At 41.6% G+C, this 25,003-nt stretch carries 20 protein-coding genes and 1 tRNA gene; 8 read left to right on the top strand and 13 right to left on the bottom strand.

Going from position 1 to position 25,003, the window contains the following annotated elements; all coding sequences use genetic code 11:
- Window positions 1-5 precede the first annotated feature (5 nt).
- From C900_RS16805 to mltG, 7 genes are all read right to left on the bottom strand, one after another.
- Window positions 6-644, bottom strand: coding sequence for a hypothetical protein (locus tag C900_RS16805; RefSeq protein ID WP_009581283.1), 639 nt, complete (start codon window positions 642-644; stop codon window positions 6-8).
- A gap of 155 nt (window positions 645-799) precedes the next feature.
- Window positions 800-1,264 (bottom strand): JAB domain-containing protein, encoded by a 465-nt coding sequence (locus C900_RS16800; protein ID WP_009581282.1) that lies wholly within the window; start codon window positions 1,262-1,264, stop codon window positions 800-802.
- A gap of 477 nt (window positions 1,265-1,741) precedes the next feature.
- Window positions 1,742-1,826: transfer RNA gene (locus C900_RS16795), tRNA-Ser, on the bottom strand.
- A 106-nt stretch (window positions 1,827-1,932) separates the two neighbouring features.
- Window positions 1,933-3,702: a DUF4153 domain-containing protein gene (locus C900_RS16790; protein WP_009581281.1), complete on the bottom strand. Its 1,770-nt coding sequence runs from the start codon at window positions 3,700-3,702 to the stop codon at window positions 1,933-1,935.
- 48 nt (window positions 3,703-3,750) lie between these two features.
- The gene (locus C900_RS16785; RefSeq protein WP_009581280.1) at window positions 3,751-4,722 is read right to left on the bottom strand and encodes a YihY/virulence factor BrkB family protein; all 972 of its coding nucleotides are present in this window, start codon (window positions 4,720-4,722) and stop codon (window positions 3,751-3,753) included.
- Window positions 4,723-5,130, bottom strand: coding sequence for an acyl-CoA thioesterase (locus tag C900_RS16780; protein WP_009581279.1), 408 nt, complete (start codon window positions 5,128-5,130; stop codon window positions 4,723-4,725). It lies immediately after the preceding gene.
- Window positions 5,130-6,179 carry an endolytic transglycosylase MltG gene (gene mltG, locus C900_RS16775; protein ID WP_009581278.1) on the bottom strand — a complete coding sequence of 350 codons (1,050 nt, stop codon included), beginning with the start codon at window positions 6,177-6,179 and terminating at the stop codon, window positions 5,130-5,132. The genes C900_RS16780 and mltG overlap by 1 nt, the downstream gene beginning before the upstream one ends.
- A 216-nt stretch (window positions 6,180-6,395) precedes the next feature.
- Here mltG and C900_RS16770 point away from each other — a divergent pair, with 216 nt between their 5' ends.
- The 3 genes from C900_RS16770 to C900_RS16760 all read left to right on the top strand — a co-directional run bounded on the left by C900_RS16770 (window position 6,396) and on the right by C900_RS16760 (window position 10,319).
- Window positions 6,396-7,025, top strand: coding sequence for an L-threonylcarbamoyladenylate synthase (locus C900_RS16770; protein WP_009581277.1), 630 nt, complete (start codon window positions 6,396-6,398; stop codon window positions 7,023-7,025).
- Window positions 7,025-7,651 (top strand): WbqC family protein, encoded by a 627-nt coding sequence (locus C900_RS16765; RefSeq protein ID WP_009581276.1) that lies wholly within the window; start codon window positions 7,025-7,027, stop codon window positions 7,649-7,651. The genes C900_RS16770 and C900_RS16765 overlap by 1 nt, the downstream gene beginning before the upstream one ends.
- 127 nt (window positions 7,652-7,778) lie before the next feature.
- Window positions 7,779-10,319 carry an ATP-dependent Clp protease ATP-binding subunit gene (locus C900_RS16760; RefSeq protein ID WP_009581275.1) on the top strand — a complete coding sequence of 847 codons (2,541 nt, stop codon included), beginning with the start codon at window positions 7,779-7,781 and terminating at the stop codon, window positions 10,317-10,319.
- Window positions 10,320-10,562: 243 nt separating this feature from the next.
- On the opposite strand, the gene C900_RS16755 is transcribed toward C900_RS16760, so the two are convergent.
- The 3 genes from C900_RS16755 to C900_RS16745 all read right to left on the bottom strand — a co-directional run bounded on the left by C900_RS16755 (window position 10,563) and on the right by C900_RS16745 (window position 14,957).
- On the bottom strand, window positions 10,563-11,972 hold the full coding sequence (locus C900_RS16755) for an ATP-binding protein (protein ID WP_009581274.1): 1,410 nt from the start codon (window positions 11,970-11,972) through the stop codon (window positions 10,563-10,565).
- A gap of 77 nt (window positions 11,973-12,049) precedes the next feature.
- Entirely contained in the window at window positions 12,050-12,856 is an 807-nt protein-coding gene (locus C900_RS16750; RefSeq protein WP_009581273.1) for a tetratricopeptide repeat protein, read from the bottom strand.
- Between the two features lie 58 nt (window positions 12,857-12,914).
- The gene (locus tag C900_RS16745; protein ID WP_157494061.1) at window positions 12,915-14,957 is read right to left on the bottom strand and encodes a VWA domain-containing protein; all 2,043 of its coding nucleotides are present in this window, start codon (window positions 14,955-14,957) and stop codon (window positions 12,915-12,917) included.
- 240 nt (window positions 14,958-15,197) lie between these two features.
- On the opposite strand from C900_RS16745, the gene C900_RS16740 reads away from it, so the two are divergent.
- Window positions 15,198-16,256 (top strand): sensor histidine kinase, encoded by a 1,059-nt coding sequence (locus C900_RS16740; RefSeq protein WP_009581271.1) that lies wholly within the window; start codon window positions 15,198-15,200, stop codon window positions 16,254-16,256.
- Window positions 16,257-16,269: 13 nt separating this feature from the next.
- Window positions 16,270-16,986 (top strand): LytR/AlgR family response regulator transcription factor, encoded by a 717-nt coding sequence (locus tag C900_RS16735; RefSeq protein WP_009581270.1) that lies wholly within the window; start codon window positions 16,270-16,272, stop codon window positions 16,984-16,986.
- Window positions 16,987-17,044: 58 nt separating this feature from the next.
- Here C900_RS16735 and C900_RS16730 read toward each other — a convergent pair whose 3' ends face one another.
- Complete coding sequence (locus C900_RS16730) at window positions 17,045-18,319, bottom strand: replication-associated recombination protein A (protein ID WP_009581269.1); 1,275 nt, start codon at window positions 18,317-18,319, stop codon at window positions 17,045-17,047.
- Window positions 18,320-18,380: 61 nt separating this feature from the next.
- Here C900_RS16730 and C900_RS16725 point away from each other — a divergent pair, with 61 nt between their 5' ends.
- Both C900_RS16725 and C900_RS29970 read left to right on the top strand, forming a co-directional pair.
- The gene (locus C900_RS16725; protein ID WP_245558449.1) at window positions 18,381-19,253 is read left to right on the top strand and encodes a DMT family transporter; all 873 of its coding nucleotides are present in this window, start codon (window positions 18,381-18,383) and stop codon (window positions 19,251-19,253) included.
- Between the two features lie 61 nt (window positions 19,254-19,314).
- Complete coding sequence (locus C900_RS29970) at window positions 19,315-19,491, top strand: hypothetical protein (protein WP_157494060.1); 177 nt, start codon at window positions 19,315-19,317, stop codon at window positions 19,489-19,491.
- Here C900_RS29970 and C900_RS16720 read toward each other — a convergent pair.
- Window positions 19,488-20,510 carry a threonine aldolase family protein gene (locus tag C900_RS16720; protein WP_009581266.1) on the bottom strand — a complete coding sequence of 341 codons (1,023 nt, stop codon included), beginning with the start codon at window positions 20,508-20,510 and terminating at the stop codon, window positions 19,488-19,490. The genes C900_RS29970 and C900_RS16720 overlap by 4 nt on opposite strands.
- Before the next feature lie 258 nt (window positions 20,511-20,768).
- Between C900_RS16720 and C900_RS16715 the strand changes: the two genes are divergently transcribed.
- Complete coding sequence (locus C900_RS16715; RefSeq protein ID WP_009581265.1) at window positions 20,769-21,980, top strand: TCR/Tet family MFS transporter; 1,212 nt, start codon at window positions 20,769-20,771, stop codon at window positions 21,978-21,980.
- A gap of 67 nt (window positions 21,981-22,047) precedes the next feature.
- Here the strand turns inward: C900_RS16715 and C900_RS28580 are convergent, their stop codons facing one another.
- The gene (locus C900_RS28580; RefSeq protein WP_051052867.1) at window positions 22,048-24,834 is read right to left on the bottom strand and encodes a carboxylesterase family protein; all 2,787 of its coding nucleotides are present in this window, start codon (window positions 24,832-24,834) and stop codon (window positions 22,048-22,050) included.
- Window positions 24,835-25,003: the final 169 nt, after the last annotated feature.

The following is a 25,003-nucleotide window of genomic DNA, read 5'->3' as shown; positions in this document are numbered from 1 at the left end:
AGCAGCTAAGATTGGAACAGGCTAAAAATAAAATTCCCTATGGAGCTAAATTGCGATCCATATTCTAAAATTGATTTCATCAAGCGTTCTGGTAATTTACCGGTTTGATTTATTGCCTGTTTTGCTTGAACAAAATCACCTACTATCGATGTCCTTTCTTCTTCATTAATTGTATCATCCTTTTTAAGAATTTCAATAATTTCATCCAACTTGTATGATGCATTATTTCTGTTATTGATTGTCACATCTCTTGATTCGATAACAAATGTATTGTTCGTACTTGTCCCCGATACATTAATGCTATACTTGTCTTCATTCTGCATTTGTAATTCCTCCTTTAAATATTTAGAACCCCTAAATGTTATTTTGGCTCGAAATTCGTCCTCCTTTACTCTTTGATTTAGTTCGTTGAGTGGACTTTCCGTCCATTTAGTTTTACCTGTAACAAGATTTGCCTCCATTATGAAAGAATCGTATTTTGTTTCACGTCCTTCCATAGCAATAAGCCGTTCAACAACTAGTTCATTAAAGATGGCTTTTTTTTCCTTTAGAGTAAGACCCGGAAAAAGATGTTCTATAGGGTGCATTTTGCCATCCCCTTCAAATTGTTTTAAATAAAGAAGTAGTTTTAGGTAATTATTCATCGGTAATTGTAAATCAATACCTTAAGATAGACTTTAATATTAAGAATTTCTAGCCACTCGGATAATCACTATTGGAAACATGTGAATAAATATGCCGTTTACGCGGTGAAAGTCGTTACTTTATTGAAAGCTTTGCTATTGGAGCAAAAAAGGAGCTATAACAGCCCCTCATCACTAAAGGAAAAAAATCCTTCAGTAGTTACAATCAGGTGATCAAGCAAAGGTATTTCCAGAAGTTTACCTATTTCCTTTAATACCTTTGTAATATTTATATCAGGTTGACTTGGCCTGCGTGATCCACTCGGATGGTTATGCGCAACTATTATATTTGAGGCATTGCTCTTTATTGCTGCTGCAAATAATAACTTAGGATCAACAATAGTTCTAGTAGTACCTCCACATGACAAATTATATATACCTAAGACTCTGTGGCCCCTGTTGAGCAGCATAACCTTAAATTCCTCAACGAATCCGATTTTATCTGAATCCCAATCTTCGATAAATACTTCGTAAGCCGTTTGAGAGCTGCTAACAGATGGTCTTTCGGAGGGCTTAACCTTTGACTTGTACACGAGCTGAATTTCTGCTACTTCCCATTTTTTGTTCTTTGAATTTTCCATAATCGTAAGAATTTGAATTATGGGGCCACCGGCTCAGGGAAGGGGGATTTCCGGCAAAAAAGAACGGAATTGGGTGAGGATTTTCGGGGAGGGCCGTTCTCTCGCCACGTTTTTGCCGGAAATATTCCCTTCCCGATAAATTTGCGACAGAATTCAAATTCTTACGATTGTGGAATGTGTTTGAAAGATGGGAAGCAGCCAGGAATCTGCGTGCTGTCTTTGATGGTAATAGTGCTTTCATTCCACCTTACTCACATCTTTTCACTATTACCTGTTTTATAGAAAGGTAAAAAATGGTTGACGAAATAAAGAGGAGGAGGGATTACTCGTACCCACGAGCGTGCCGCACAACCCCTCGTGAATTCCGCTACGCTACATTTCGAACCCAGGCCTGCCCTTCGGTTCTCATCCCTTTCCTATTAAGTGTTTTTTGTAGAAAACAAAAAAGCCTGAGGTGATTAACTCAGGCTTTCCTTGCAGAGGAGGAGGGATTCGAACCCCCGGTACCTTGCGGTACAACGGTTTTCAAGACCGCCGCATTCGACCACTCTGCCACTCCTCTGTGTTTTAATCCCTTCGGAGCACTCCTTTCTGAGCTTTGAAATCAAACGATTTCCCGAATGGGACTGCAAATGTATATTATATTTTATTTTTGACAAATAAGTCTTTTATATTTTTTGTCGCTTTTTATTAAAAAACAGGTCAAACTCCATAGAACGGATATCATATTGCTCCCCCGCACGCTCAAGCGTCAGCGATTGAATATGCAAAAGGTACTCCATCTGATCCGTGCTTCCCTTCAATGACAATTCCTTCGGATCCATGTCATGAACATTTTCAGTCTGAAGCTTCACCAGTTTGTTGATCAAAGAATCAAAATCAATGGCAGCACCCCAACCAGCGGAATCCTTTATACTAAGCACACTTTTGTCTTTATCCCAATTTACTGTTAGTGTACCCATTGTATGCTCCTGCTGATAATAGCTCTGATACCTGACAAACTCATCAAACTCCTTAATGCTTGCATAATATTCCCTTCTCGAACTAAAGGATAAAAAGTTTCTGACACCTGACTCGTTAGTCTGCCATTCAGAGATATAGTTGATGTTATACTCGTTCAGCAATATAGCGGGTATGTTTGCGTGCTTTTGAGCCAGAAGCGAATCGATGTCATACGTAAAATACCGGCCCACCTCATCAAGTTGCTCACGCCTCTCCAGATAGGTCAGGATAGATGACAAAGCTTTTTTATCCTGGAAAGTAAGCTCATCAGACCCTTTTACTTTACTTTCCATAACCTTCTCAAAGCGGCTCACCTGATTGTTAACAGAGAGTGAAAAAGCACCCCAGGGACCAAATGATGACAATAATATAATAACGGCCAGGGTAATCGGTATTAGTTTGATGTTTCTGGTTTTTGAAAATAGAAAGTAAAGTGCTATTCCGAGAAGCCAAAAATCAAGCAGATATAAATAATACCGGTTTTCTGTAATTCCGTATTCCGACACTCTCCTGTACACCGCAAGAAAGAGTACTCCCACCAAGGGCACCAGGGATATAAAAAACCATTTGGAGAAAAGCCGTATCCAGGCTTTTGGTCCTGATGTAGCCAATGGATGAATCAAAAGATAGGACAGTATTCCTAAAACTGCGTAGCTCACAAAAAGGTAGGCTATCCAACCCCGGGGCCAGTCCCACGCGATGATGATCTTAATGGTATACAGGTACAAAATGATATTATAAATGCCAACTAGCGGTATCAAAATGTATTGAGCAAAGACAGAAAGCCCCGTTGGATATGAATGATCCGCCTGATAAGTCTCCTCCCTGCGGGGAATGCCTCCTAAAAAGTAGAGCATAGAAAAAATACCCATCACAACAAAGAATAGCCTCGCATATATCCGCTCATGCACATCTACATCAAAAAGATTTTGAACAGCGGCAATGGCTAACGCCAGACCACCATAAAGAACCAGAGCATAGAAAAAAGCTATCAAGATCTGTAAGAACAACTGCTTATTATACGACCAAAAGCCTTCCTTTTCAAAGTGTAGAATGTGCGGAGCAAAAGAAACGAGCAGATGAGCAGTGATAAGGAACAAAACATATCGGATGATCTGCACTTCGGAGATTGCATCCGGCAGAGCAAAATAATAGAAAACCAGCAAACTCAGCCCTGCAGCGTGCGCCGCATATCGAGCCCACATGGCATGAAGGCCCTCACTAAATAGCTGTAGTGCCGTAAAAAAAGAGATACCAAGTATTGAAACTAAAACTAATCTTACAAGTTGCGGCTTCAGCGCCTCTTCATGATAAGGTATGCCAACAAGATAACATAAAGCCAGCATACCAGCAATGCCACAGGCCGTGGCCAATGGAAATCTGGCAATGGTTTTTAAAGTAAGGCCAAGTGTCTCTTTTAGATCAGGTATTTTCATACTATAGCAATTGTTAAAAACAGCTACAGTATACGAAAAAGAAAGGAATTATTTTTTAGCAGCAGAGAGCTTGCTATAATCAATACCGGAAATTCGGAAAGCATGATGCACACTGGCATTAACCTCGTAACCCACCAACAGTACAATCGACAGGATCTCCTGCCAGATCATTAAAGCAATTAACACCCCCAATGAGCCATAGAGTTTATTATAGGTCGCAAAATTAGATACATAGAAGGAAAACCCATAGGTAACCGCCATGCATAGCAACGTGGCTATTAGTGAGCCTATCGAGAAGAATCGCCAATTGTAGTGCACAGCCGGACCAAAATAATAAATAAAAGATATGGCGATAAAGAAGACTATAAAGAGAACTATAAAACGTAACAGGAAAAATATATAGATCTGGTATGCTTCTATATCCAACCATTCGAAACTATATATGATCTCAATAAAGAAGTTGCCAATTACCAGCAAAATACTGGCCAGGATCAGTGCAAATGCCAGCATGACTGTAAGCGCAGTGGCCACCAGGCGCATTTTTAGAAACCCTCGCTTTTCAATCGTTTTATAGCAGGCATTGAAAGCCTTCATCAACGACATCATACCATTGGTGGCCAGGTATAGGGAAAATAACGCACCAAATGTCAAAAGCCCTCCACGGGTGTTGCCTACAATATCCTCAACGGTAGTAAAAACTGTTTCATACATATTCTGAGGCAGCATCTCACCAATGAACTGCAAAATACTGTCTTTGCTCACATCAGGCACCACCTGATGAATGTAGGGGGTAAGCGTAAACAAAAAGATAATAGCCGGAAATATGGCCAGTGTAAAATTAAAAGCCACGCCATTGGCCCGCTCGATGATCTCATCTTTAGTAACCTTACCGATGAACACCATAATGATCTCATAAAGGCTAAGATCATCATATCGCCTGAACTTTACCTTCTTGAGAAAGGCTATCAGCTTTTGATAAAAATCTGATTCTACAATATAATTGGTAATTCTCTTTTTCATTTATTCGAAAAAAGGACGTAACAGGTTGACCATCGCCTCGGGAGGGCCACACGGACGCCCGGTTTTCATATTTATAAAAACAAGCATAGTCTCCCCCGTATGTATCAATTTATCCGATTCATTATAAATTTCATAATGAAACAATATCCTCACCTTAGGGGCCTTGTGAATAGTTGTTTTAATAGTCAGCAACTCATCGTAAGTAGCCGGAGCTATATACTTCGACTTGTTTTCGAGCACCGGCATCATTACTCCCTGTTCTTCCAACTGCCGATAGCTTAATCCGAGACTTCTGAGGCTTTCTACACGTGCTACTTCATAGTATGCAGCATAATTGCCGTAATACACATAGCCCATTTGATCGGTTTCGGCATATCGAACTCTTATTTGTGTCTGGTGCTGAAACATTATTTATTATTCATTCTGGCTTTTCTTTGCTCTATTGTAAGCTGCCTCTGATAACGAGCAGCATTATTCAAGTGTTCGCTTAGTGTGCTGGCGAAGTTATGATAGCCCGAAAAGTCCTCTCTGGCACACATATAAAAATAGTTATGGTCTTCGTAATTTAATACTGCATCAATTGAATGGATAAAAGGCATGTTGATCGGCCCCGGAGGTAAACCCGGGTATTTGTAGGTATTATAGGGGGAGTCTATTTCCTTATGTACATTCAATACACGCTTGATGGTAAAATCACCCGAGGCAAAGACCAGGGTAGGATCGGCCTGTAGCGCTATTCCCTTTTTTAGCCTGTTCATATACAAACCTGCTATTTTTTTACCTTCATCACGCTTGATACTCTCTGCCTGCACGATAGATGCAAGTGTAGACACTTCTAATGGAGTAAGACCAATGCTATCAGCTTTTCTTTTTCTTTCCTCGCTCCAAAACTGCCGGTATTCATAATGCATCCTTTCCACCAGTTCATCTCCTGAAATATCATAATAAACATGATATGTATTCGGTATGAACATACTGACTATATTTTTTTCGTTAAAACCCTCCTGATTATCAGCAATAAATTTATTGAGCGACCGATTAAATTCATAAGGGGTGAGCTCAATATTTTTTGTGATCTTTTCAGCTATCTCGTCTTTTAACCTGATATTGTTGAAAGTGAGATTGACAGGCTCCTGCAACCCGGCCCTTAACATTCTGATCGCATCTATGTTAGACATATTGGCCTTTAACTTGTAACGTCCCGGTTTTATATACTGATCATAATCCATAATTTTTGCCAGCAGACTAAAAGCCACTATATCCTGCACAAAATCATCTTCATAAAGCTTACTCTGTAAAGATTTGAAAGTTTCATCAGAATCAATAATCAATATTCTGCTTTCCTTTTCAACCAAAACATTAGGAGCGTAAACTACCTGGTAGGCGTAGAATGAAAATGAAGATAACAGAATAGTAAAAACCAGTAAAAAAATAATAAAAAGCTTTCTTCCCTTCATTGTTAGTTAGAATAAAATGAGGTTGCTTCTACTGTCAACACAACCCCTGTTCTTCGTTAAACTTCGACAAAAGTAATAATTAGTTTAATAAAATAGTTCCACCTGGTTACATTGTGATCTAAGAACACAAGAAAAGCCGTCCAATAAAACAAAATCCAAACCCTCTTCCCACACATTTATTTTTATACCTTTGCACGAGCAAAATTATACGACCTAATGCCTGCAGAATTTATAAAACTATACCCGGAAAACCCGGAAATAGATAAGATTGAACACATAGTTAATGTACTTCGGGATGGAGGAGTGATCATCTACCCCACCGATACTATCTACGGTATAGGATGTGATCTTTTCAATAAAAAGGCTGTGGACAGGGTCTGTAGGATCAAAGGTATAAAACCCAAAAATTTCAACCTTTCTTTTGTCTGCTATGATCTCAGTGATATATCACACTATGTGAAACGGATTGATACTCCCACCTTTAAAGTTTTGAAAAAAGCGCTGCCAGGGCCCTTCACTTTTATTCTTGAGTCAAACAGCAATGTTCCCAAAATACTCGATACCAACAAAAAAACGGTGGGAATAAGAATTCCCGACAACAATATTCCTCGTGCTATTGTCAAGACCCTGGGTCACCCTATTGTGACTACATCTATAAGAAATAAGGATGAAATAGTGGAGTATACCACTGATCCGGAAATAATTTTTGAAGAGTTTAAACACGTGGTGGATATTGTGATCGATGGCGGCTTTGGAGGTAACATCCCTTCCACGGTGGTAGACTGCACACAGGAACAATTTGTTGTGCTTCGCGAGGGCCTGGGTGATATCTATGAATATGCCTGATGAAGACCCCCTTGCTTGACCTGCATTATCTCCCTTCCCTGGAGTATTTTTCCTGTATTTTAAAGTATGACCAAATACTTATAGAGAGGGAGGAGCATTTTATCAAACAGACCTATCGCAACCGGTGTCATATACTCGGTGCCAATGGAGTGGAGCGCCTCTCAATACCTGTAACAGGTGGTAATAAAAAAATCAAAGTCAAAGATATAAAGATAGACTATAAGCAGAAATGGCTGAATGTACACTGGCGTGCTATTATGTCAGCTTATGGTAGGGCTCCGTTTTACGAATTTTTCGCGGACTATCTTGAGGGTGAATTCCAAAAACGGGAAAAGTATCTTTTCGATTTCAACTACAGGTTACTGACAACATGTCTTAAACTGCTACAAATTAACCCCGATATAATTTTTACCGAGAAGTTTGATAACCATCCTGAAAGTCATATTATTGACCTGAGGTCAGTCATACATCCGAAAAAAAGCTATACTCAAAATCCTTTCTACCGGCCATTACCCTATCAGCAGGTTTTTGGCAAAGGTTTTGTGGCTAACCTCAGTATACTTGATTTATTATTTTGTGAAGGTCCTAATGCTGCAAGTCGGCTCAGGGAGTCGGTGAACATTTAGAATCAAAATTTCGTTAAACGAATAATGAATCTCAACATAAAAAATACTGCCATAAATACTGGTTAAGATGGTAGTAAAATTTTTGAAGAAATCATACATTTACACTAGTCACTAGAATTGCTCAAATATGGAAGCAAAATTTTCAAATAGAGTTAAAGAAGTAATATCCCTAAGCCGGGAAGAGGCGTTACGACTTGGGCATGACTATATAGGCACTGAGCACCTGCTACTGGGAATGATCAGAGAAGGAGAAGGTGTGGCAGTAGGTCTGCTTAGAAAGTTAGGTATCTCACTGGATGAACTCAGAAGTGCAGTGGAAAAGGTATCGAAAGGTACTGCCTCTCACGATGTAAAAAATCTGGCTAACATACCATTAACACGTCAATCGGAAAAGGTACTTAAGATTACATACTTAGAGGCCAAGATCTTTAAGAGCCAACTTATAGGAACCGAGCACCTGCTCCTGTCTATCCTTAGAGACGAAGACAACATAGCTACACAAATATTGGAGAAATTCGATGTTAACTATGATGTGGTGAAAGAGTTGTTGGAGTATCACACACAAAATCCCATGGCTTCATCTGACACTGATGATCCTGATGAAGATTCATCAAAAATCTTTGGTGGCGGAAGCTCCGGAGGAGGAAAGGAAAAGAAAGGCACAGAAAAATCGAGAACTCCTGTTTTGGATAATTTCGGCCGTGACCTGACGAAGCTGGCGGAAGAAAACAAGATGGACCCTATTGTGGGTCGTGAAAAAGAGATCGAGCGTGTAGCTCAGATCCTGAGCCGCAGGAAGAAAAATAACCCCATCCTGATCGGTGAGCCTGGTGTGGGTAAAACAGCCATTGCAGAAGGCCTGGCCTTGAGGATCGTTCAGAAGAAAGTGTCAAGAGTACTTTTCGGTAAGAGAGTAGTAACACTTGATCTTGCTTCGCTGGTAGCAGGAACCAAGTACCGGGGACAGTTCGAAGAAAGGATGAAGGCCGTGATGAACGAACTGGAGAAATCTCCTGAGGTTATATTATTCATTGATGAATTGCACACTATAGTAGGTGCGGGTGGAGCTTCCGGCTCTCTGGATGCCTCAAATATGTTCAAGCCAGCGCTAGCCAGAGGTGAAATACAATGCATCGGGGCCACTACACTTGACGAATACAGACAGTATATCGAAAAAGATGGCGCTCTGGCAAGAAGGTTCCAAATGGTAATGGTAGATGCTACCACTCCTGAAGAAACGATTCAGATCTTAGATAATATCAAAGAAAAATATGAGGAGCACCACCATGTAAATTACACCCCAGAGGCAATTCAAGCATGCGTGAAGCTTTCTGACAGATACATCAGTGACCGGTATCTGCCTGATAAGGCAATAGACGTGCTTGACGAGGCCGGTGCAAGAGTTCATATCAACAATATTCATGTTCCTGACGAGATAGTAAAGCTGGAAGCAGCGATAGAAGATATAAAGGAAGAAAAAAACCAGGTAGTAAAAAGCCAGAAGTATGAAGAGGCTGCACAACTGAGAGACAAGGAGAAAAAGCTGCTGGAACAACTTGAGCAAGCCAAAAACCGTTGGGAAGAAGAAACAAGAAGCAAACGCTACACGGTTAATGAAGACAATGTGGCTGACGTTATCGCCATGATGACCGGCATCCCTACCAAGCGTATTGCTCAGAAAGAGAGCAACAAATTGCTAGGTATGAATGAAGAGCTTAGCAACAAGGTGATAGGACAGGACGAAGCGATCATAAAGCTTACCAAGGCTATACAAAGAACAAGAGTGGGTCTGAAAGACCCTAAGAAGCCTATCGGCTCATTTATATTCCTCGGCCCTACCGGTGTTGGTAAAACCGAGCTGGCAAAAGTATTGTCTACCTATCTTTTTGATAAAGACGATGCGCTGATCAGAATAGATATGAGTGAATACATGGAGAAATTCTCCGTATCACGACTTGTAGGAGCGCCTCCGGGATATGTAGGTTACGAAGAAGGTGGTCAGCTTACTGAAAAAGTAAGGAGAAAGCCTTACAGCGTAGTGCTGCTAGATGAGATTGAAAAGGCTCACCCGGATGTATTTAACCTGTTGCTTCAGGTGCTGGATGATGGTATCCTTACTGATGGGCTCGGAAGAAGAGTAGACTTCAGAAATACCATTATCATTATGACATCTAATATAGGCGTCAGAGATCTGAAAGATTTCGGTGCAGGCATTGGTTTCTCCCCTACTTCCAAGCAAAGAAATGAGGACGAAATAATGAAATCAACCATACAAAGTGCGTTGAAAAAAGCTTTCAGTCCTGAGTTCCTGAACAGACTTGATGATGTGATTGTGTTTAACTCTCTGCAAAGGGAACATATCCATAAGATCATCGACCTAACGCTGAACAAGCTTTTCCAAAGGATCAAAGCACTTGGCTACGATGTAGAGCTTACAACAAAAGCCAAAGACTTCCTTTCAGAAAAGGGTTACGACCCTCAGTATGGTGCACGGCCATTAAATAGAGCTATTCAGAAATACCTTGAAGATCCCGTAGCAGAAGAGATCCTGAGAGGCGAGATAGAGGAAGGTGTTACCATAGTGGCTGACTATGATGGCAAAGGTGAGAGTCTGAAGTTGAAAACAAAAAAGCCAAAAGCCTCTAAGAAGGAGGAGAAAGAAGAATAATTGATTGTTTAAAATAAGCTAAGAGGGCTGTCTCGATATATGGGGCAGCCTTTTTTATTGACCGGTAAACGTAGGACATGAGATGCAGTTTAATTAAATTAGCGTCTCTAAGAAAACGTCAATGTCTGCGTTACGCTTGTCCGAAAAATGCTCTCGCTCCTTAGTACGCTCCGCTTTTGGAACTTCGTCCCGCCCTTTGGCGGGAACGCTTTCTTAAAGCCACTTAGAGTTTTCTTAGATACACTAATTAACTACTTCGGAATCCAATCGGTCAAGAGCATTTTTGCCAACGACATAAGCATATATGCTGTTGGGAACAATTAGTAAATTTGAGAGATCCTGAAATTTTGTCTTGCTTGTAATTATGCCCTTATCCAGCTTATTCTTCTTCATAAAATACTCCAGCTTACCGGGCCGGGGATTGTCAGACCATTTAACTTCAAGAGCCCAATAAACTTTTTGAAAATTAGCACTAATTTGAATTAGATCCACCTCTCCCTCATTGGTCCCTTTTTTCCAATTTGCATACCTTAAAAACTCATGTTCCCTATGTAAATATTGAGCATAAACAGTTGTTTCGACTAAATGAGGAAACCGTTCATCATCTGCGGCTATTTTCCCAAACAACCCTGTGTATAAACTGGGGTTGGTTAAATAAACTTTGAACTGTGTAATATTTTTGAACCTCTTGGCAGTTACATCTACCCGGTGTAGTATCTTAATCAAAAAAGCAGCCTCAAGATACTTTATATATTTCTTAATAGTTTTATTATCAGTGTTGGTCTCCCTCGATACACCTTTATAGTCAAGTATCTCTCCTGTTCGGTAAGACAGCACATTAAAAAACTGTTGCAACTCTAAGGTATTTTCAATTCCAAAGAGTCCGGGTAAATCTTTCATGATAACCTTGTCCGTAATGTCCTTCTGAATGATCCTTTCCGGATTTTTCACCTTGTCAGAATTTAAAGCAATTTCAGGAAATCCACCAAAGTTTATGTAATCAACAAAATGCTTATTAAATGAATCAATATCTGAGGTATTATAGAACTTTTGACTCCCTTTAAAGTTTACTTCTATTTCGCTTAATGAGGTGTTATACCTATTCAGGTCGATATATTCAGCAAAAGTTAGTGGAGGCAGAAAGTAGTCTGTAAAGCGACCAGCCCCACTTTCTATACTTTTCATTCTTAATGCTGCTGCTGCACTACCACTAGCTATGAATTTTGTTTTGCGGTATTTGTCAACAAGTGACTTTAAATGTACTTCCCAATCTTTTAAATATTGAATTTCATCAAAGAATATATAACACCCCTCGAAGTTCATGGAATTAACTGATAGACCTTTCGAAATTAATTCTTCTAGCCCTATATTGGTATAGATAGGTGTGTCCAGGCTGAAATAAAATATCTTACTCGACTTAACACCTACGTGTATTAAATCTTGAATTGCCTGATACATCATTACTGTCTTTCCAATCCTTCTCGGTCCCATTAATACAACTGCCCGATGTGGAAATTCCTGAGAGACTAAATCATAAAATCCGTTAAAATACCTTCTTTTGCTTAAATCTTCGTAAAAGGGGATTTGATTGTTCTCCCACCAGATATTATCAGACTTAATCCGCTCAAGTAAAATTTTCTCATCAAAACCCATAGGTCAAATTTAGGGATAGATATACCAAAAACAATCAAATGTTATAACTTTCGGTGAGAATCTATAGAGAGAGCTGATTATCCCTTTGAACAATATTTCGCTGCAGCCTTCTCGGCATATTTTCGACTATAGCTGGCTGCAGTTTTAAAATCGTCACAGGCCTTGCTGTTAGCTCCAAGCATATAGTTACAGATACCTCTCCTGATAAAAACATCACCGGTATGAAGTTCAAGATCAATAGCGCGATTAAAGTCGTTTCTTGCTTCTTCAAACCGGGTCATCCGCTGGTGAATAATGCCTCTGTTGAAATAGGCTTTTGCAAAATCATTTTTATTTCTGATCACGTAGTTCATATCTTGCAGAGCACCATAATTATCACGGAGGGTGGCCCGTACGATAGATCGATGATAGTAGGCGTTGGTATGTTTCGGTTGAAGCTTTATAGCCTTGTTGAGATCGGCAAAGGCCTCATAAAAGGAGGCCGTCAACATATAACAGCGGCCACGGCCGTATCGTGCTTCAAAATGATCTTCATCCAACTCCAATACATTGGAAAAATCAATAATGGCACTTTTGGGATCCTCCTTTTTCCAATAGCAGCGTGCACGTCCTAAAAAGCCTTCCAGCAGCTTTTTGTTCAGATAGAGGCTCTTTGAGTATAGGTCTATACCTTCACTGTAGAGTTCCAACTCTTCCTTACAACGCGCCAGGTTATAGAGCAGATGCCAATTATGAGGATCAAGCCGCAGCGCTTTCTCAAAGTGATAAGCTGCGCTCTCAAAGTCGCCCTGGGCAAATAACCTGGCCGCCTCTTCTTCATGATCTGTGCAGGACGCTGTTAAAAACAGCACTAATACCAGACAAAATGAATAACACTTTTTCATCAACTATAAACCTAGTTGAATTATTCGTTTAAACCTAGTATTCAGTAAAATTTTTATATTAATAAGAGCCACTGTGCTTTCTAATGAACCATTCAATGGTAAGAAGACCAAGCAAAAAAAAGAATAACCACTTTAGATGAATAAATGGCAGGTATTTCTCCTGAGTGTGGATGATACCAGGCGCTTTCTGAACTTTAATCCCCTGAAGTAGCCTGTCTATTTGACCGGACAGCACAAACTCGCCTCCCGATCTATGGGCCAGCCTCCTTAAAAGATCAAAATCAGCGGTCAGATTGATGGTCTCCAACTGTAGCTCCTTCACCAGAAACTGGCCTTTTACAGCCTCCCTCTGGTCTCCCAATAATGTTGAAGCATTATATTGATAGACACCTTCGGGTATGCCACTGATGGTATATCTTGTATTGTTTTCGTTTGTAACAAAACTATAGTTGGTAGTTTCCCCTTCCGCATTGGTAATAGCAAGATCTATCTTATTGCCGTAAACTCTTTCATACAGATCGTTGTAAACTTCGGTGTCAAAAACAATCTTCTCATTAGACAAAAATTCATTTTTTACCGGATAGGCCTTAAATTTTCTTTTATCTTCCTTGGAAGACAGATACTGCACCAGTTTACCGACCAGCTCATTGAAAGCTTCATTATTACCGTTTTCTGCGTAATCCATTAGCTTCCATTTCCATAAACCGTCACCCAGCACTACCCCGTTTTTTACGTCTTCATTAGTGGATACTGCTATCAGTGGCTTGCTAGTTACAATGTTTCCCACCTTTTGATAAAGCAATACATCTGCTTTGCCTCTCATAGAGATCCTGCCGAAAGGTGTATTGATGGGGGGAAAATCATCCAAAGACTGCTGTAAAGCGTCAGACAATTTAAAGCTTGTAAAATCCTGATTAAAAACGGCTGTCACCTTATCATATTCATTGGGTACAGCATCAATAGCCAGCACCTGGCTGGTTTGGTTAAACTGCCGTACATTGGTCTGAGGGCCAAGGATGGTCAGGGTGGGCACTTTCTGTTGCTGAAACTTTTGAATAAAACGATCGGCTGCACCACGATTATCAGGTATCTGGTGATATATTATCAGGTCATACTTATTTGTGGAGCCTGATAGTTTGCCCAGATCATTATCCATGCTCAGAATATACTGATCGATGCTATAGTTGGCGTTGCTTTCAATAGCTGATCTAATAGCTTTTATATCTGGGTGCGGTGCCGGAGCGATCAATGCTATCTGTTGTTTTCCTTCTATCACTTCTACATATGCCTGCTGCACATTATTGGTATAAGTGAACTCGCCCTGCTTCCTCTCTAGCAGCACCTGATAGCGCTGATAGCCATTTTTATTAGCTTCAATTAAAAATTTCACATCAGACACCTGGTTATCGGCTCCAAGTTGCAGTAGTTGTCTGGCTATTGTATTACCATCGCTTACTACTGAAACATTCACCGTTTCTCCTGCAAAACCAACATGTGTCAACTGGGCTACCAGAGGAAAGCGATTGCCCTCGTAAGATATTTTATTATAAAGTAAAGAGACGATCGACAAGTCAGATTTTGGCACTGTATCACCGATTCCGACTGCATGTATTCTAAAATGATGATCCGAAAAAGTTGGCGACATCCCCTCATTGTAAATACCGTCTGAGATCAGCACCACGCCTCCGAGATTTCTGCCTTCATAGTCTCGCTGCACATCATTAAGGAGGCCATGTATGTTTGAGCTTTGAGCACCATAATCGATGCGACCGGGAACGGAATTCTGAGGCTCACTGGTAAAATCCCTGTATTCAATGTTATACTCACCTTGCAGGTCCGCTGCCAGGCCACGCAACTTGTCGTTAAATTGCTTCAAAGCAATGCTATCTACTACTTCAGCTACAGACCGTGAATTGTCAACGGCAAATACCAATGTAGGATCTTCAGTATAATTTCTGATCTGTCGCAAGATTGGAGACACCAGGAGCGCAGCTATTCCGGCAACGGCTATCGCCCTAAGGACAAACAGCAACTTATTAACTCTTGGTCCCCATGGCCCGCTTTTTCTATAAAGCAGAAAGCCATATATTAAACCTGCCAACAAGCATAGAATTAAAAAAAGTGGAGAATTTTCAAAAATCAACCCGGGTCGCTGCATCACATTGGTTAAAGACTCTGTGCAAATTAAGTAATTTCAAACAAAAACTACTCCTGATTTTTCGTTTGAACGTAGCTGGTGGCTATTTGTTTGTCACTAGCTTTAGGTTGTTTGTCGAAATATCTACGACAGCACATTTTTCACATGGTTATCTAAGCTAATTTTAGGGTATCAATTCATCAAATGCAAGAAAAACTGGTAACATATTACAGGCGGACTCCCCGGGTAGGTAAGCATATTCTTTTTTGGCTGGCATTTATTTCTTTTTTCGCTGTACTATGGGGCAGCTTCAACGATGATTACTTCCACCAGTTTGAGCTGCAATTGTTATACCTGCCTGAAAAATTACTTGCAACCTATATCACCTTGTACATTCTGCTTCCCAGCTTCCTATTGAAGGAAAAGTATATACTTTTTTTCTTTTGGGTAGCAATTGTACTGCTTATAGCCGGGCTGATTCACTGGCTTACCGCCTATTACATAGAACGACCGATCTACTATCGTTATGATGACTGGGGTAGCGTATGGCATCCTGCCAAAGTGCTGAAGTCTGCTACCCACATCTATCCTGTGGTGGTATTGGCTACAATGATCAAATTTTTCGAGCACTGGTACCGCAACCAGCAGGCTACCCAGAACCTGGCCAAGGAGAAGCTAGAAGCTGAGCTGAAATTTCTGCGCGCCCAGGTACACCCTCATTTTCTGTTTAATACCCTGAATAATCTGTATGCTCTGGCGCTAAAAAAAGCCGATAACACCCCTGAAGTAGTTTTGAAGCTGTCAGACCTGCTCAATTATATGCTCTATGAATGCAATACCGACCAGGCACCGCTTGATAAAGAGATCAAATTGGTTGAAAATTATGTGGCGCTGGAAAAATTGCGCTATGGTGACAGGTTAGATGTTTCTATGAGAGTAAAAGGAGATATTTCAGGAAAGGTGATTGCTCCGATGTTAGTGTTACCTTTTGTTGAGAACAGCTTTAAACACGGAACCAGTAGCGAAACCGAAAAAGCCTGGATAAGCATAGATCTGACTGTGAAAGGAAATTTGCTAACACTAAAAGTAGACAATAGTAAGAGCAACCATGAAACTGATGATGAAAAGCAATACAGGGAGGGCATAGGCCTTAAAAATGTAAAAAGAAGGCTCGAGCTTCTGTATGGTGGTAGCTATGAATTAAAAATATTAGATACTGATGAATCATACCTGGTGGTGCTGAAACTGGAATTGAACGAATAACGTAAAATAAAAGATGAAGATAAGATGTCTGATAGTAGATGACGAGCCCCTTGCCATTGAGATCATCGAGTCTTATGTAAACAGACTGGATCACCTGGAGCTGGTGGCTAAGTGCAGTAACGCTTTGAAAGCATTTGAAATATTGCAAAAGGAGCCTGTCGATCTCATCTTTCTGGATATCCAGATGCCTAAACTTACAGGTATCGACCTGATAAAGACACTAAAACAGCCTCCAAAAGTAATACTGACCACTGCATACCGCGACTATGCACTGGAAGGTTTTGAGTTAGATGTTGTTGATTACCTGCTTAAGCCTATTTCATTTGAGCGCTTTTTAAAGGCGGTAAGCCGCGTCTCCAACCAGCATGAAAATGGCGCTGCATCTGACTCTTCCAATATCAATTCTGAAGATGCCTACATATATCTGAAAGCTGATAAGAAGATGGTGAAAGTACACCTAAAAGACATTCTTTACATCGAAAGTTTAAAAGATTATGTGAGGGTGAAAACAGCCGAAAAGGACGTAATCACTCATCAGAAGATCAGTTATCTGGAGGAGAAGCTTCCGGAGGAGTGTTTCCTTCGTATTCACCGTTCTTTCATTGTTTCGATGAAAAAAATCGAAACCTATTCTGCCTCCGCCATAGAAGTACCCGGTAAAGAACTACCCATCGGACGGCTTTATAAGGATCAGGTATTGGAGATACTGAATTCGAAACATCAAATTTGAATCGTTCTCTGTTCTCTGTTCTCATTTTCGCTTTGCTCCAAGCGCTAAGCGCCATGCGTCAATATCCATACTTATCCTTCCAAAGCGCCCGCAGCCGCTTCCTCATCTCTTCCTCTCTGGCATTTTGACCCGGATCGTAGAGCTTCGAGTCCCGGATCTTATCCGGCATAAATTCCATACTGACGAAGTTATTGGAGAAGTCATGGGCATATTTATACCCTTTGCCGTAGCCGGAATCCTTCATCAGCTTGGTAGGAGCATTTCTGATGGACATAGGTACGGGCAGATCTCCTGTTTCCCTTACCAGGGACTTGGCTTTTCTAATAGCCATATAACTGGCATTACTTTTTGGCGAACAAGCCAAATAAGTAGCACACTGCGACAGTATTATTTCAGCCTCAGGATAACCAATTACATTAACAGCCTGGAATGTATTGTTGGCAATAACCAATGCGGTGGGATTGGCATTACCAATATCTTCGGAAGCTAAAATCAGCATTCTTCTGGCAATAAATTTCACATCTTCTCCTCCTTCTATCATACGTGCCATATAGTATACGGCTGCGTTAGGGTCGCTGCCTCGTAATGATTTTATGAACGCGGAAATGATATCATAATGTTGCTCGCCACTCTTATCGTAAATAGCCACACGCTGCTGGGCAATGTTCATGACTTTTTCATCGGTAACCTCGATAACCTCTTCGTCCCCCGCCAAAGAGTCGTATACGAGATCAACAAGGTTAAGTAGCTTTCGCGCGTCACCACCGGATATATTCAGCAGCGCCTTATGTTCCGTAAGCACCACTTTTTTCTTCTTGAGCTTTTCATCCTTAGCCAGTATGTGATCAACTAACCTCAACAAGTCATCTTCACTTAAGGATTTTAAGGTATACACCTGGCACCTGCTTAAAAGTGCGGAGTTCACTTCGAAGGATGGATTTTCCGTAGTGGCACCGATAAGTGTGATTGTTCCCTTTTCTACGGCACCCAATAAAGCATCCTGCTGTGATTTGTTGAACCTGTGGATCTCATCAATAAATAAGATAGCCTTCGACTGGCGTTTTGCTTTGTCTATTACTTCCCGCACATCTTTTACACCGGCACTTACAGCGCTAAGCGTATAGAAAGGCGCCTTCACCTGGTTGGCGATAATATTGGCTATGGTGGTTTTCCCCACGCCAGGCGGTCCCCACAATATCATCGAAGGGATTACTCCCGAATTAATAGTTTTTCTAAGTATTGCGTCTTTACCTACCAGGTGTTCCTGTCCTATCAGTTCATCAAGCGATGCTGGCCGCATGCGCTCCGCTAAAGGTAAATTCAGGTCAAACATACTTCTTTATTTATTCCATTAAAGGTAACAATTTTCATTTCATTAAGAGCTAGATTTGGGCGTGCCTGGTAAGATTAAAATCCATAGCATCCTTCTTTTTGTCACACTACTATTTGGCGCCAACTATACGGTGGCAAAGGTAGCTATGCCGGAATATATAGAGCCATTTGGCTTCATCTTACTTCGAATATCCTCAGTCACGCTGCTATTTTGGCTATACGGAAAAACCAGTGCCTCTGATCCGATAAAATCCAGAAGGGATTTTGGCTTATTGCTACTCTGTGCGCTCTTCGGTGTAGCCATAAACCAAACACTTTTCTTTAAGGGCCTCAGCCTTACCAATCCTATCAATGGCTCTGTGATCATGACTACCTCTCCCATCATGGTTATGCTCGTAGCTTATTTGCTGGGAAAAGAAAGTATTACAATTAAAAAAGTAATTGGTGTGTTAGTTGGTGGAACAGGAGCTTATCTACTGCTGAGCAAGAGCGGGTTTTCTATCAACAATGAAACTTTCATCGGAGATTTGCTCATATTGATCAATGGGGCTTCCTATGCCGTCTATCTGGCAATTGTTAAACCTCTAATGGCAAAATACAGGGCCATTACTGTCATAAAATGGATATTCTTGCTTGGAGGGATAATGACGTTGCCGTTTGGGTCAGCTCAACTGGCACAAGTCGAATGGTCTGTATTACCGCCTATTGTTTGGTTCAGTATCATTTTTATTGTGGTAGCCACCTTTCTTTCTTACCTGCTAAATGTGTGGGCCTTGAAATTTGTTAATTCTTCTGTTGTAGGCAGCTATATATACTTGCAACCGGTCTTCGCTACGTTTATCGCTGTCACTTTCCGCGATGATCAGCTACATTTGTCCACTGTTGTATATTCCCTGATAATTATGTTCGGAGTGTACCTGGTAAGCCAAAAATGATTGTATACCTGCCGGCTTTTTGATAATTTTAACGACATCTAACCGGAAATTTGAAGTGACCATGAGTGGATTACTATATTTGATAGGGCTTATCTGTTGTATTTGGGTGATATATGACGTTTGGGTAATTAATAAGAAATTGGATGAGTCTTCAAAGATACTCTGGACGATCCTTGCGATAATTGCCAATATTCTGGCTGCCATCATTTACTATATGGTTCACAAACGAAGGGTCTAGACCTTCAGTTTTTTCATTGTTGAAACGGTAAGGTCCAGCATCTGATCAGTAAAATCCAGGTGCGTTACCAGGCGGATCTCCCTTGGGCCGAAGCACACAGCATAAATACGTTGATCCGACAGTTTTTGTAAAAAAGCATCCGCATCAATACCTTTTACCAATTCGAATATCACAATGTTGGTGTCTACCGGAAGTACATTCTCAATAAATGACAATTCCTCCAGTACCTGACCTATTTCCCTTGCTCTGGCATGATCCTCTTTTAGCCGGTTCACATGGTGATCTAAAGCATAGATACCTGCGGCAGCGAGATATCCAGCTTGTCGCATACCTCCACCAAACACTTTTCTCATTCGTCTGGCCTGCTGTATGCGATCTTTATTTCCAATTAAAACTGAGCCTACCGGAGCCCCCAAACCTTTAGACAAGCAGATGGAAATGGTATCGAAATATTCACCATAATTAGCTGCATTGTCGCCTGTCTCTACCAACGCATTAAACAACCGGGCGCCATCAAGGTGCATTTTCAGGCCTCGTGATCTGCAGGCAGTGGAGATCTCAGCTATTTCCTCCAGGGTATAGTAGCTGCCCCCACCTTTATTTACGGTATTTTCAAGCTCAACAATAGTGGTCTTAGGATAATGAATATCATCAGGGTTGATATTATCCAGTATATCAGACAGGTCCAGCCGTCCACGGTCGCCATCCAGTAGCTTGAAAGACAAACCACTATTTCCAGCTACGCCACCCCCTTCATATTTATAAATATGAGCGCCTTTATAGCAAATTACTTCCTCATAAGGATTGGAAAGCACATTAATACCTATTTGATTGGTCATGGTGCCTGATGGACAGAAAACGGCAGCTTCCATACGAAACAGATCGGCACATTTTCTTTCCAGGCGATAAACGGTCGGGTCTTCGCCAAAAACATCATCACCCACCTCTGCTGAGAACATAGCCTCCAGCATCTGGGGTGTAGGTTTTGTTACGGTATCACTTCGAAGATCAATTTTCATGCATATATGTTTAGTATTGAGTATTGAGCCTGTATTTACGAATTACGATTTACGATTTACGACCCCTCCTTTGCCTACTGCTTTTGTCTACTGCCGACTATTATTGTGTATTGAACTTCTCCATTTGTCTTTGCATGCTATTTACAGCTATGACCCTCCTGATTGCCAATTGCTTGTGCCTATTGCCTTTGATTAGCAGACTTTTTCAATACCTCAAGTTTAAAGAATATGAACTACATTTGACGAAATTTTCCGGAAATGAGAAATAAAAAAGCTGCCATTAACTTCATTTTTATTACACTGCTCATTGATGTTACAGGCCTGGGCATCATCATTCCTGTAATACCAACGCTCATTCAGGAGCTTATCAACGGAGATTTAAGTGATGCCTCGGTCTATGGGGGATGGCTAATGTTTGCATATGCATTTATGCAATTCTTATTTGCTCCTGTGCTTGGGGGCCTGAGTGACCGGTTTGGCAGGCGGCCTGTATTGCTCTTTTCTCTCTTAGGCTTTGGGCTGGACTATCTGTTAATGGCATGGGCGCCTACTATTGGGTGGTTATTCGTAGGAAGGATCATCTCAGGAGTAACAGGCGCAAGCTTCACTACCGCTTCGGCTTACATTGCAGATGTAAGCCCTCCCGAGAAGCGCTCTCAAAACTTTGGCATTATCGGAGCGGCATTTGGTCTTGGCTTTATCATTGGACCATTCTTAGGAGGAATTCTCGGAGAGTATGGTTCCAGAGTTCCTTTTCTCGCAGCCGCGGCTTTCTCTCTTATAAATTGGCTTTATGGTTATTTTGTATTGCCAGAATCATTGAAAGCTGAAAACAGAAGACCATTCGAATGGAAGCGTGCCAATCCCATTGGTTCTTTGACACAGTTGAAAAGATATCCTGTGATAATAGGATTGGTTTCCTCCCTGGTGCTTGTCTACATTGCTGCACACGCCACTCAAAGTACCTGGGCCTATTATACTATGGAAAAATTTGGCTGGACTGAAAAGTGGGTGGGATATTCTCTGGCCTTTGTCGGACTAATGATAGCCCTGGTACAAGGACTGCTCATCCGGCAGATCATTCCCAAGATAGGTCAGGTCAACGGTGTTTATATCGGCTTGTTGTTATATTCGGTGGGATTCATGTTGTACGCTTTTGCCAATACGGGATGGATGATGTTTGCTTTTACAACCGTATATGCACTTGGCGGAATAGCAGGGCCATCGCTGCAAGGAATTATGTCGAGTCAGGTACCGTCTTCAGAGCAAGGGGAACTACAGGGCGGGCTAACAAGTTTGATCAGTGTCACATCAATTGTCGGACCTCCTCTTATGACAGGGATCTTTGCTTACTTTACTGATCCTAATAAGTATTCGTTGTACCTGCCGGGAGCTCCTTTTATTCTGGGTTCGGTACTTACGTTGATCAGCCTGGCTTTTGCGGCTAAAACGTTGAGAAAGATAAGTTAAATTGATTTAAACTGAACAAAAAAAGCCGTCTCCTTTCGAAGACGGCCCTCTTTTGTTCCTAAAGCCACTAGTGTTTCACTATTCTACCACGCTGTATCGGAGCTCCCGACTGATCTACAACACTGTATAGGTAAATTCCATTCTCAATACCATCCAACGGCAGGTCTCCCTGACTGGTTACCGTTTTTACAGCTCTGCCATCGATGGCGTTCAGGGTGATCTGAACCGGCTCATTGCTTGATGTCAAAGCGATCTGGTACTGGTCTGTTCTGAAGTTCTTTTCAACCTGGGTCAGGTTGCCCATCTCATTAAGGTCATCTTCAATAGTCATGGCCTCGTCCGTGGTACGTGCTCCTGAAGCTGTCTGTCCGGTCAACTGCTGGTTAAGCAGCCAGGAGTACAATGTAGTTACCCCGGGGTCGAAAGTACGTTTCCAGCTTTGTGTCTGCCCTCCTGACTCAGTTACGAATCTCGTTGTAGCAGACGAACAGTTATCTACTTTGTTGTAAAATGTCTGCGCATTGCTAAAGCTATATACTTCGTCAAGCTTTCCATTGGCCATATAAAGTGACGGACCGCTACCTCCCACCTGGCATGCTACTGAGTATGGCATACTGTAGCTCACTACTGCAGCCGCTGCCCATCGGTTAGGGCTATTGCTGGTGTCGGTAATTCTGAACAAGGCATCGATAGCGCCTTCGTCATAGCCTACAATGTAAACGCGGTTAGGATCGATAGAATACTTGCTCATCATAAAATTATAGAACCTGTCTATTTTTCCCTTCCAGAAGCCTGCTCCTTTAGCTATTTGCGGGCTCAGAACGATAAATCCTTGTCCGTTTGCACTGATTGCCTGTCCCTGGTTAGCAAAATAAAGCGGTCCCTCACTCTTCAAAAGATCTGTATTGGTGCCTTCTGCCTCTCCTGAGTGAAGATAAAGGATCACTGGATACTTTTTGCTCGTGCTATATCCGGCAGGTAAATACTCCAGGTATGCTCTGCCGTCAGAAGAAGTCTTCTTTGTGATCCCTCCGGGAGATGTGCCTGTGTTAGAGTCATTGCCACCAGTGCCTAATGGCCGTGCCAATAACCAAGCGTAAACATCTGAAGTACCCGGGTCAAAAAGCGCCTTCCAGCTTTGCGCCTGTGTGCCAGGAGATGACAGGAATTTTGAAGATGATACCCCGCAACCCACTACATCGTTATAAAATTTTTGTGCAGCATTATAGTCGTTAGTGGCATCTGACTTCCCATGTGAGAAGTAGAGGGCGGCATCGGTTCCTGCAACATTGCAGGCCTGAGAAGAAGGGGCGCTGTAACTCACCACAGCAGCTCCTGCCCAGCGATTTGGATTGTTCGTATCGTCTTGCAAACGGGCAATCGCATCAGAAGCCCCTTCATCAAACCCTGCCAGATAGACCTTGTCAGGCGCTACGGAATATTTAGAGGTCACATAATTGTAAAACTGATCTATTTTGCCCTTCCAGAAGCCTGCTCCCTTAGCAATTTGCGGAGCAACTACTATAAAACACTCATTGTTTGAGCACAGGTCTTTTCCCTGGTTGATATAATACAGTGGGCCTTCCTGCTTGATCAGATCCAGGTTAGTTCCTTCTGCCGCTGCAGAATGCAGGTATACCATAACCGGATAACTTTTGGAAGGGTCATAGCCATCAGGCAAAAACTCCAGGTATTTCTGTCCATAGCCGGTTGTTTTACTTACTATTCGAGTGGTCGTGGTATTGTTATCATCAGCTACATTCAACAATACACGATCTGACGCTGATTTTCCTTCGTTATCCTTTACCACTACCTCAAAGGTATATTGTCCTATTTGCAGGTCTTTAACAGTAAGTTTTGACCTGTTAGTATTCCATAAGGTAGCCGAAGGCCCGCTAATTTTTTTCCATTGAAATGATGCCACAGAGCCGTCAGGGTCGGAAGCCTCGGCTGTAATGTATACAGGGTCATCTTCGAGTGTTGCATTGATATCATCTCCGGCATCAACAACAGGCGACTGATTAAGTGTATTGTCATTGCTACCGCCATCTCCACCGCCTGAGTTGTTAAGTGTTTTGGTCAGCATCCACTCATATACATTTTGGCTGTAATTGGAGTGGTCAGGTTTGTATATATCATTCCAAATCCAGTGTTCACCACCCTGAATAGCGGTCCATTTGGTTTCAGCCGTAGCGCCACAGTTTTTTACAGAATTAAACATGTTCAACCCTGAATTATAGTTAATTACATCATCACTGGTTCCATGAAAAGCCCATACGGGTATTTTCCTATTGGCTACGGTACACCCGTTACTGGTCTTTCCCCAGGCGCACAGTGGGGCAATAGCGGCTAATTTATTAGGTCCGTTCTCATCATCATAGGCACGTTCCCATACACCATTACCCCCCAGCGATAACCCGGTGAGATATATCCTGTTTGGGTCATATCTGTAGTTTTCAGGGCCGTTAAGGATATAATCCCAGAATTCTCTTTGAGCATAACCGGTCCAGTTCCCGTTCCCGGTCAATTGCGGAGAAATGACAATGAAACACTCCTGTTTGCCATTTACATTAAAACAAAGGCTTCCATTGTTTTCAACTTCCTTTGGTGGACCAATCTTAGCTACTTTATGCATATCAGCAGGACTGGACCCTCTTTCACCAGCACCATGTAAAAAAATAAGCAACGGATACTTTTTGGTGGGATTGCTTGCGTAACCAGGGGGCAGGTGCTCCAAATACCCCTGGACCTTGTTCAGATTAACTGTCTTTACTTTGTTGTACTTTAAAGCGGAGTTTTGCGCAAAGGCAGCAAAACTGGCTAAAATTAACAGCATTGTGATTGTTAACTTCATGGAAATAATCTGTTAAACTTGAAAAATTGATTTCTATCAGTTGCAGGTGTGAACCATTCTCTACGCGTGCCAAACTCACTTAACTGACGCCACAAAAGTATAGTAAGGGAAAACGCATTGCACTATACTAATATATGAGCTGCAACTTTTACCGATGAGGCAAGAATAT

It is taken from the genome of Fulvivirga imtechensis AK7, from assembly GCF_000331535.1.
GTDB lineage: Bacteria > Bacteroidota > Bacteroidia > Cytophagales > Cyclobacteriaceae > Fulvivirga > Fulvivirga imtechensis.
This window is presented reverse-complemented; position numbering and strand designations above follow the sequence as displayed.

Coding starts and splice junctions, on each gene's coding strand:
- C900_RS16805 (WP_009581283.1), bottom strand. CDS start 644: ATGAATAATTACCTAAAACTACTTCTTTATTTAAAACAATTTGAAGGG.
- C900_RS16800 (WP_009581282.1), bottom strand. CDS start 1,264: ATGGAAAATTCAAAGAACAAAAAATGGGAAGTAGCAGAAATTCAGCTC.
- C900_RS16790 (WP_009581281.1), bottom strand. CDS start 3,702: ATGAAAATACCTGATCTAAAAGAGACACTTGGCCTTACTTTAAAAACC.
- C900_RS16785 (WP_009581280.1), bottom strand. CDS start 4,722: ATGAAAAAGAGAATTACCAATTATATTGTAGAATCAGATTTTTATCAA.
- C900_RS16780 (WP_009581279.1), bottom strand. CDS start 5,130: ATGTTTCAGCACCAGACACAAATAAGAGTTCGATATGCCGAAACCGAT.
- mltG (WP_009581278.1), bottom strand. CDS start 6,179: ATGAAGGGAAGAAAGCTTTTTATTATTTTTTTACTGGTTTTTACTATT.
- C900_RS16770 (WP_009581277.1), top strand. CDS start 6,396: ATGCCTGCAGAATTTATAAAACTATACCCGGAAAACCCGGAAATAGAT.
- C900_RS16765 (WP_009581276.1), top strand. CDS start 7,025: ATGAAGACCCCCTTGCTTGACCTGCATTATCTCCCTTCCCTGGAGTAT.
- C900_RS16760 (WP_009581275.1), top strand. CDS start 7,779: ATGGAAGCAAAATTTTCAAATAGAGTTAAAGAAGTAATATCCCTAAGC.
- C900_RS16755 (WP_009581274.1), bottom strand. CDS start 11,972: ATGGGTTTTGATGAGAAAATTTTACTTGAGCGGATTAAGTCTGATAAT.
- C900_RS16750 (WP_009581273.1), bottom strand. CDS start 12,856: ATGAAAAAGTGTTATTCATTTTGTCTGGTATTAGTGCTGTTTTTAACA.
- C900_RS16740 (WP_009581271.1), top strand. CDS start 15,198: ATGCAAGAAAAACTGGTAACATATTACAGGCGGACTCCCCGGGTAGGT.
- C900_RS16735 (WP_009581270.1), top strand. CDS start 16,270: ATGAAGATAAGATGTCTGATAGTAGATGACGAGCCCCTTGCCATTGAG.
- C900_RS16730 (WP_009581269.1), bottom strand. CDS start 18,319: ATGTTTGACCTGAATTTACCTTTAGCGGAGCGCATGCGGCCAGCATCG.
- C900_RS29970 (WP_157494060.1), top strand. CDS start 19,315: ATGAGTGGATTACTATATTTGATAGGGCTTATCTGTTGTATTTGGGTG.
- C900_RS16720 (WP_009581266.1), bottom strand. CDS start 20,510: ATGAAAATTGATCTTCGAAGTGATACCGTAACAAAACCTACACCCCAG.
- C900_RS16715 (WP_009581265.1), top strand. CDS start 20,769: ATGAGAAATAAAAAAGCTGCCATTAACTTCATTTTTATTACACTGCTC.
- C900_RS28580 (WP_051052867.1), bottom strand. CDS start 24,834: ATGAAGTTAACAATCACAATGCTGTTAATTTTAGCCAGTTTTGCTGCC.